The following is a 7,886-nucleotide window of genomic DNA, read 5'->3' as shown; positions in this document are numbered from 1 at the left end:
GGGGGCGGGGTCGAATTCGGTGCGTTCGGCGACGGCGAGGGTGAGCAGACCGTCGAGCAGGCCGGTCAGGCGTTCCACTTCGCGGGTGGCGCCGCGGTAGGTCGCCACGGCGGGTTCGGGGATGGCGGGCTCGAGGGAATCCAGGCGGATGGTCAAGGCGGCCAGGGGGTTTCGCATGGCGTGGGCGGTGTCGTCGATCAGGCGGCGTTGGGCGCGGGTGGAGTCGTGGACGGCGGCGGCCATGGCGTCGACCGATTGCGCGACCGCGCGCAGCTCGGGTGGGCCGCCGTGGCGGCGGGTCACGACCGTGGCGGGGGTGCGGGATGGCGGCAGGGTCGCGGTGAGTTCGGCGACCGCGCTGGACAATCCGGCCAGCGGCCGCAACACCCAGCGGGACAGGACCAGTGCCAGCGCGGTGAATACCGCCATCGCCACCAGCGCACCGACCGCGACGACCACCCACACCCGGGTGATGTCGGCGCGCGCGGTGTCGGTGGACGCGGTGATCAGGACCGCGCCGTCGACGTGGGTGTCCGAGCCGACCGGGCGCGCGATCAGCACGGTGGGCGGGCTCCACGGCAGCAGCCGCGACACCGTGGCGGGGCGTTGATTGCGGCGCGCGGCCGACAATGCCGCCGCCACCGCGGTATCGCGCGGGTCGACGCCCGCGTTCACCACGGGCACGCCGCGGGCATCGACCACCAGCACCAGCTCACCGTAAAGGTCGTGGTAGCGGGCCACTTCCATCGACAGCGCGCGCTGGTCGCCGAGCCGGTCGGCGGTGACGGTCAACGCCGCGAACCGGTCGGCGTCCCCGCTGCGCCCGGACACCAGTTCCTGGGTGCGGCTGGTAGCCGCGGTCAGGCACAGCGGTATCGCGAACGCCAGCACCGCCACGGTGGCGAAGCTGGTCAACGCGATGAGCAAGCGCCGGCGCACCGGGTCACTCGCCCCAGCGGTAGCCGTAGCCGCGGATGGTGGTGATCAGCCCGGGCCGGTCGAGCTTGGCGCGCAACCCGGTCATGTGCACATCCAGCGACCGCGACACCGCCACGAACGCATCACCCCAGATCCGGTCCATCAACTGCTGACGGCTCACCGCCGCCCCCGGCCGCTCCGTCAACGCCTCCACCAGCTCGAATTCCTTGGTCGTGAGCGCGATCTCGACCCCGGCCACCGTGACCCGGCGCGCATCCAGATCCACGCTCACATCCCCGGTGACCACGGTGCGCGCCGGGACCGCCGCGACCGGCTGCGGGCGGCGGGTCACGTTCTCGAGCCGGGCCAGCAGTTCGGCGATACGCGGTGGTTTGATCACGTAATCGTCGGCGCCGCCGCGTAATCCGCGCACGATGGAGCGTTCGTCACTGCGCGCGGTCAAGATCACCACCGGGACGGTGGAGACCTCGCGCAGCTGCCGCAGCACCGTGAGCCCGTCGGCGTCGGGCAACCCCAGATCCAAGACCACCGCGTCGAAACCGCGGTGGGAGGTCAGCAGATCCGCGCCGCGGCGCATCCGCACCGCGCAGTGGCCGCGGACCCCGAACGCCTCGACCAGTGCGTCCCCGACCCCGTCATCGTCCTCGACCACCGCCAACCGCATGGCTCCGATTCTCTCCTCTACGACAAACCGATCGGTTCCCGGGCTGCGGAGCCCGCGGCGGTATCGGCGGCCGGGGCGTTGTCCTCGGCGTCGATCACCGAGTCGGTGGAGGTCTCACGCATGAAGAAGTAGGTGAGCAGCGAGATCAGCACGCACCCGGACACGTACCAGAAGTACAGCGATTCGTGCCCGGCCTTCTTCAACGCCAGGGCGATCATTTCGGCGGTGCCGCCGAAGATGGCCACCGTCAGCGCATACGGCAGCCCGACCCCGAGGGCGCGGATGCGGGTGGGGAACAGTTCGGCCTTCACGATCGCGTTGATCGAGGTGTAGCCGGTGATGATCACCAGCGCCGCCAGCATCAACGCGAACGCCGCGAGGGGGTTCTTCGTGTGGCCGAGCAGCGTCATGATCGGCACCGTGGCGAGCGTGCCCGCCACGCCGAAGGTGATCAGCAGTTTGCGTCGCCCGATGCGATCCGAGAGCGCCCCGGCGATCGGCTGCAGCACCACGAACACCAGCAGCGCCACGAAATTGATCCACGCCACCGTCGATTTCGCGATCCCGGAGGTGTTGACCATGTATTTCTGCATGTAGGTGGTGTAGGTGTAGAACGCGACCGTGCCACCGAGGGTCAAGCCCACCACCAGCAGGCACTCGCGCGGATACCGCAGCAGCACCGCCAGCGATCCGCGCCCCGAACCGGCACTCGCCGAGGCGGATTCGCTGCGGAAGGATTCGGATTCGTCCATGCCGCGCCGCAACCACATCACGATCAGCGCACCGGCCGCGCCGATCAGGAACGGGATCCGCCACCCCCACGCATACAACTGGGCCGAGGTCAGGAACTGCTGCAGCACGATCTGCACCCCGAGCGCGACCAACTGGCCCGCGACCAGGGTCACGTACTGGAAACTCGAATAGAATCCGCGCCGCCCCGCCGAGGCCACCTCCGACAGATACGTTGCGCTGGTGGCGTATTCACCACCCACCGACAGGCCCTGCAACAGCCGCGCCAGCAGCAGGATCACCGGCGCCGCCAACCCGATCGACGCATAGGAGGGGGTCACCGCGATCAGCAGCGATCCCGCGGCCATCACCGTCACCGACAGGGTCAGGGCCGCGCGGCGCCCGAACCGGTCGGCATAACGGCCCAGTGCCCACCCGCCGATCGGGCGCATCAGGAATCCGACCGCGAACACCGCCGCGGTGGACAGCAATTGGGCGGTGGCGTCACCGGCGGGGAAGAACGTCTTGGCGAAATACACCGAGAACGCCGCATAGACATACCAGTCGTACCATTCGACGAGGTTGCCGATCGAGCCGCGCATCACATTGGCGACCACCCGGCGTTCCCCGGTTCCGGTCCTGCTCACGAATCTTCTCCCTTGCTGAAACCACGAATGCCCCATCGCATCCGCGCTCCACTGTGGCGGGCGACACACGCCCCGCCCAAGAGGTCCGGGAGTTTCCTAACACTGCCTTAAGGCGATCGGGTGCGCACCGATGCCGGTCAAACGCCCACGCGGAACCCGGTTCGCGCCTTACCGTCTGAGAAGGCTTGGTTGGTGAGTGGATCGAGAACAGTGATGAGTCAACCCAATACGTCCCCCGCCGCGTTCCAGGCGACCGCGGCGATCGACCCCGACGCGATCGCGGTCCGCGACATCGGCGGACACCACAGCTTGACCTGGGGTGATTACGCGGCGCAGGTGCGAGAGGTCGCCGCTGGGCTGGCCGCACTCGGGGTCGGGCGCGGGGACACGGTGGCGTTCATGATGGCCAACCGCGTCGAGTTCTATCCCCTCGAGGTCGGCGCGCAACACACGGGGGCCACCTCGTTCTCGGTGTACAACACCCTCAGCGCCGAGCAACTGCACTACGTGTTCGACAATGCCGGCAACAAGGTGGTGATCTGCGAGGCCCAATACGTGGACAAGATCCGCGCCAGCGGGGTGCCGATGCACACCATCGTCTGCATCGACGACTCCGTACCCGGCACCCTGACCGTCGCCCAGCTCAAACGACTCGGGCGCGCCGATTTCGACTTCGACGCCACCTGGCAGGCCATCACGCCCGAGGACGTGGTGACCCTGTGCTACACCTCCGGCACCACCGGCAACCCGAAGGGCGTGGAGATCACCCACGCCAACCTGGCCTTCGAATGCCGCGCCTACGCCTCGGTCATGCCCGTCGAATTCGGCGACCGCATCACCAGCTTCCTGCCCACCGCGCACATGGCCGACCGCGTCACCGGCCTGTACCTGCACGAATACTGCGGCACCCAGATCACCGTCGTCCCCGACCGCACCCAACTGCCCGCCGCCCTGACCGACGTGCACCCCACCATCTGGGGTGCGGTGCCGCGGGTGTGGGAGAAACTCAAAGCGGCCGTGGAATATTCGGTCACCGCCGAAACCGACCCCGCCCGCCGCGCCGCCCTGGACTGGGCCCTCGGTGTCGCCGCCCGCAAAGCCCAAGCCCAACTCGCCGGAGTACCCCTCGACGACACCCAAGCCGCCGAATGGGACAAAGCCGACGCCGCGGTGCTGGCACCGTTGCGCGCCAAAATCGGCCTCGACCAACTCAAATGGGCCCTCTCCGGTGCCGCGCCCATCCCGCCGGAAACCCTCGGATTCTTCTACGGACTCGGCATCCCCATCTCCGAAGTGTGGGGCATGTCCGAGCTCACCTGTGTGGTCAGCGTCAGCCCACCCGGCCAGGCCCGCCTGGGCACCGTCGGGCGGCTGCTGCCCGGACTGGAATCACGCATCGGCGAGGACGGCGAATACTTCGTGCGCGGACCCCTGGTCATGCGCGAATACCGCAAGGAACCCGAGAAGACCGCCGCCACCCTCGACGCCGACGGCTGGCTGGCCACCGGCGACATCATCACCGAGGACGCCGACGGCTACCTGCGCGTGGTCGACCGCAAGAAAGAACTCATCATCAACTCCGCCGGAAAGAACATGTCCCCGGCCAACATCGAGAACACCATCAAGGCCGCCACCGGACTCATCGGCGCCCTGGCCACCATCGGCGACAACCGCCCCTACAACACCGCACTCATCGTCCTCGACGCCGAATCCGCGCTCCCGTATGCCGCCCAGCACGGCCTCACCGACGCCACCGCACCCGCGCTGGCCGCCGACAAGAACGTCATCGCCGGAATCGCGCGCGGCGTCGCCGCCGGCAACGCCAAACTCTCCCGCATCGAACAGATCAAACGCTTCACCATCCTGCCCACCTTCTGGGAACCCGGCGGCGACGAAATCACCCTCACCATGAAACTGCGCCGCAAACCCATCGCCGAGAAATACGCGGACACCATCGACACCATGTACGCACCCCAACTCGCCGAGGGCGTCCACGAACCCGCCGAAACACCCACCAGCACAACCTGACCGGGCCACCCCACCGCACACCGGCCGTCTGCCCCCTCCCACGGGCGCAGACGGCCGGAATGCTCTGAGCGGAAACCACCCTTCATAACAGAGCACTTGCTCTGTTATGGTCGAGTGTATGCCCCGCCCCCGCACCCACGACCCGGACCTCGTCCTCGACGCCGCCGAAGACCTCGCGGTGGCCTCCGGGCCCGCCGCGGTCACCATCCGGGCGGTCGCCGCGGCCACCGGCGTCTCCAACGGGGCGCTCTATCACACGTTCTCCTCCCGCGCGGAACTGGTGGCGCGCACCTGGATTCGGGCCGCACACCGGTTCTTGACCCTGCAAGCCGAGATGGTCGCCGACGCCGCAGACCCCGTCGACGCGGTGCTCGCCGCCGCGCAAGCACCCGCCGAATTCGCCGCCCGCCACCCGGCCTCCACCCAGTTGTTCTTCCGGGTCCGCCGCACCGACCTGCTCGGCGACGACCTGCCCGAGACCGTGCACGCCGAGGTGGCCGCCACCCAGACCACACTGATCGAACTGATGAAAACCCTGTCGCGGCGGCTGTGGGGGCGCGCGGACGCCGCCGCGGTGGACACCGTCACCCTGTGCCTGGTCGACCTGCCGACCGCGATCCTGCTCGACCGCGACCGGCTCACCAATCCGATTGCCCGCCAACAGTTGCGGGCCGCCGTCCACGCGGTCCTCGACCTCGGGCCCGCACCCCACCGCACACCCTGAAGGAACCCCCCATGCCCACCCTCACCTACCGCGACAAGATCGCCGTACTCGACCTCGGCGGCGACGAGAACCGCTTCTCACCCGAGTTCCTCATCGCCGTCAACACCCACCTCGACACCGCCCTCGCCGAGGGCGCCCACGCCCTGCTCACCACCGCCTCGGGCAAGTTCTACTCCAACGGCCTGGATCTCGACTGGGTCTCCGCCCACGGAGACCGCGCCGAATGGTATGTGGCGCAAGTGCAATCACTGCTGGCCCGGATGCTGACCTTCCCGCTGCCGACCGTCGCCGCGCTGCCCGGGCACGCCTTCGGCGCCGGCGCCATGCTCGCCATCGCCCACGACTACCGGGTGATGCGCGCCGACCGCGGCTACTTCTGCTTCCCCGAGGTCGACATCCACATCCCGTTCACCCGCGGCATGGCCGCACTCATCCAAGCCAAACTCGCCCCCAAACACGCCATCGCCTCGATGACCACCGGACGCCGCTTCGGCGGACCCGACGCCCTGGCCCACGACCTGGTCGACGCCATCGCCGACACCGACGCCCTCACCGACACCGCGCTCGCCACGGTCGCCGGGCTCGGCGCCAAAGACCAAGCCACCCTGGGCGCGATCAAGGCCGTCATGTTCGCCGACGCCGTCACCGCCCTCGCCAACGCCTGAACCCCTATGGCGCGGTGGGCTCGACACCACGAGCCCACCGGATCAGCGCGGCGCGCGCACCGCGAACACCGCCAACCGGACCCGGTTGTCGCAACCGGTCTTGTCCATCAGATGCGCCACATGCTTCTTGACCGTCGTCACCCCCAGATGCAGGCGCTCGGCGATCTCGGAATTGGAGTAGCCTTCACCCACCAGTGCCAGTACCTCCTGCTCGCGGGGCGTGAGATCGACTGCCGCAGTAGCGGTTTCGACCGGGGCGTCCACGGCGCGCCGCACCAGCCGGCGCAGCAGCGGCGGGGAGAACAGCAACTCGCCGTCCATCACCCGCCGGATCGCGGCCACCAACGCCTCGGGCTCGGTGTCCTTGACCAGATACCCGCTCGCCCCGGCCGCCAACGCCGGGAACAGATGCTCGTCATCATCGAAGGTGGTCAGCACCAGCACCTTCGGTGAACCACCGGCGAGAATCCGGCGCGTCGCCTCCACCCCGTCCATGCCGGGCATCCGCAGATCCATCAACACCAGATCAGGGCGGAGCTCCGCCGCCGCGCGCACCGCCGCCACCCCGTCGGCGGCCTCGGCGACCACCTCGAGATCGGCGGTCGCCTCCACCAGCATCCGCAACCCCGCCCGCACCAGACGCTGATCATCGACCAGCAACACCCGGATCACCGCACACCCCGCCCGAACGCCGCCCCGGCCTGCGCTTCGGTGACCCGGGGCAACGCCGACGCACCTCCCGGCTCGACCGATCCGGATCCGGCGGGCAACTCCGCATCGACGACCCACTCCCGACCGCGCGCACCGACTTCGAGACGGCCACCGGCCAACGCCACCCGCTCGCGCATCCCGGCCAGTCCATGCCCCGCACCGACCGGCGCCCCGGCACCGCGGTTGTGGACTTGCAGCCGCACCCCGGAGGCGGTGCGTGCCACCGAGATCCGCACCGGCGCGCCACGATCGGCGTACTTCATCGCATTGGTCAGCGACTCCTGCGCCAGCCGCAGCAGCGTCAACCGCGCGATCGCATCCAAACCTGGTGGCCGCGTATCGATTTCGGCGTGTACCTCGAACCCTGCCGCGCGCACCCGCGTCACCGCCTCGGCGATCTCGGCGGCCACCACCTCGGCATCCAGCAGCGGCACCGCACCCAGCGACGGATCCCGCAAGGCCGCCAGCAGCCGCCGGATATCGGTCAGCGCCCCCGACGCCGTGTCGCCCACATCGTCGAGGACCTCCCGCACCCGCGGATCGGTCCCGCCGAGCACCTGGCGAGCTACCTTGACCCGCAACACGATCGAGGCCATATGGTGGGCGACCATATCGTGCAGCTCGCGCGCCAGCGCCGTGCGCTCCTCGGCGCGCGCCCGCGACCGCGCCTCCGCCGCACGCGCCGCCGCACTCGCCGTCAACGCCGCCTGCCCACGCAAATACAGGCCCAACAGCAGCGGCAACCCGACGAACGCGGCCGCCTCCACGAACGTCGCCCC

8 protein-coding genes are annotated in these 7,886 nt (G+C 69.4%); 3 read left to right on the top strand and 5 right to left on the bottom strand.

Annotated features, from left to right (window positions below; all coding sequences use genetic code 11):
• The 3 genes from ACAM49_RS36715 to ACAM49_RS36705 form a co-directional block, all read right to left on the bottom strand.
• Window positions 1-939: sensor histidine kinase (locus ACAM49_RS36715; protein ID WP_369640133.1), on the bottom strand; the 939-nt coding region annotated here is incomplete at its 3' end.
• A 4-nt stretch (window positions 940-943) separates the two neighbouring features.
• Window positions 944-1,603, bottom strand: coding sequence for a response regulator transcription factor (locus tag ACAM49_RS36710; RefSeq protein WP_369640132.1), 660 nt, complete (start codon window positions 1,601-1,603; stop codon window positions 944-946).
• Window positions 1,604-1,620: 17 nt separating this feature from the next.
• Entirely contained in the window at window positions 1,621-2,979 is a 1,359-nt protein-coding gene (locus ACAM49_RS36705; protein ID WP_369640131.1) for an MFS transporter, read from the bottom strand.
• Window positions 2,980-3,192: 213 nt separating this feature from the next.
• On the opposite strand from ACAM49_RS36705, the gene fadD11 reads away from it, so the two are divergent.
• From fadD11 to ACAM49_RS36690, 3 genes are all read left to right on the top strand, one after another.
• Window positions 3,193-5,007 carry a fatty acid--CoA ligase FadD11 gene (gene fadD11 / locus ACAM49_RS36700; RefSeq protein ID WP_369640130.1) on the top strand — a complete coding sequence of 605 codons (1,815 nt, stop codon included), beginning with the start codon at window positions 3,193-3,195 and terminating at the stop codon, window positions 5,005-5,007.
• Between the two features lie 118 nt (window positions 5,008-5,125).
• Window positions 5,126-5,731: a TetR/AcrR family transcriptional regulator gene (locus ACAM49_RS36695; RefSeq protein ID WP_369640129.1), complete on the top strand. Its 606-nt coding sequence runs from the start codon at window positions 5,126-5,128 to the stop codon at window positions 5,729-5,731.
• Between the two features lie 11 nt (window positions 5,732-5,742).
• Window positions 5,743-6,396: an enoyl-CoA hydratase-related protein gene (locus ACAM49_RS36690; protein WP_369640128.1), complete on the top strand. Its 654-nt coding sequence runs from the start codon at window positions 5,743-5,745 to the stop codon at window positions 6,394-6,396.
• Between the two features lie 42 nt (window positions 6,397-6,438).
• On the opposite strand, the gene ACAM49_RS36685 is transcribed toward ACAM49_RS36690, so the two are convergent.
• Together ACAM49_RS36685 and ACAM49_RS36680 are read right to left on the bottom strand one after the other, a co-directional pair.
• The gene (locus ACAM49_RS36685) at window positions 6,439-7,068 is read right to left on the bottom strand and encodes a response regulator (protein ID WP_369640127.1); all 630 of its coding nucleotides are present in this window, start codon (window positions 7,066-7,068) and stop codon (window positions 6,439-6,441) included.
• The coding region (locus ACAM49_RS36680; RefSeq protein WP_369640126.1) for a sensor histidine kinase at window positions 7,065-7,886 on the bottom strand (822 nt) is incomplete at its 5' end. The genes ACAM49_RS36680 and ACAM49_RS36685, both read right to left, overlap by 4 nt.

The organism is Nocardia sp. JMUB6875 (assembly GCF_041154655.1).
In the GTDB taxonomy this organism is placed as follows: Bacteria; Actinomycetota; Actinomycetes; order Mycobacteriales; family Mycobacteriaceae; genus Nocardia.
This window is presented reverse-complemented; position numbering and strand designations above follow the sequence as displayed.